Origin of the sequence: Allomuricauda sp. M10 (assembly GCF_020782875.1) — a bacterium.
Taxonomy (GTDB): domain Bacteria; phylum Bacteroidota; class Bacteroidia; order Flavobacteriales; family Flavobacteriaceae; genus Flagellimonas.
Genome location: NZ_JAJGBN010000023.1, coordinates 1 through 231 on the forward strand (window position 1 = coordinate 1; position 231 = coordinate 231).

The window sequence follows — 231 nt, forward strand, 5'->3', positions numbered from 1 at the left end:
AACAGCCCGATAACGGATGTGACCGACCCTACGGATCTACAGGATGCCGCGACCAAGAACTATGTGGACACCCAGATAACCAACAACGCAGCCGACGGAACGGAAACAATCGTGACAGGCGCAGGAATAAATGTAGTGACAGGCAACGGTTCCGCGGGAACGCCATATGTGGTCACGGCAACGGAGGCACAGGACTTGGCCGACGTAATAGCGCTCGACCCCAGTGCGGGC

Annotated in this window: 1 protein-coding gene; it reads left to right on the top strand. The window is 57.6% G+C overall.

Annotated elements, in window-relative coordinates; genetic code table 11:
* Positions 1 to 231: hypothetical protein (locus LKX84_RS17905; protein ID WP_228239097.1), on the top strand; the 231-nt coding region annotated here is incomplete at both ends.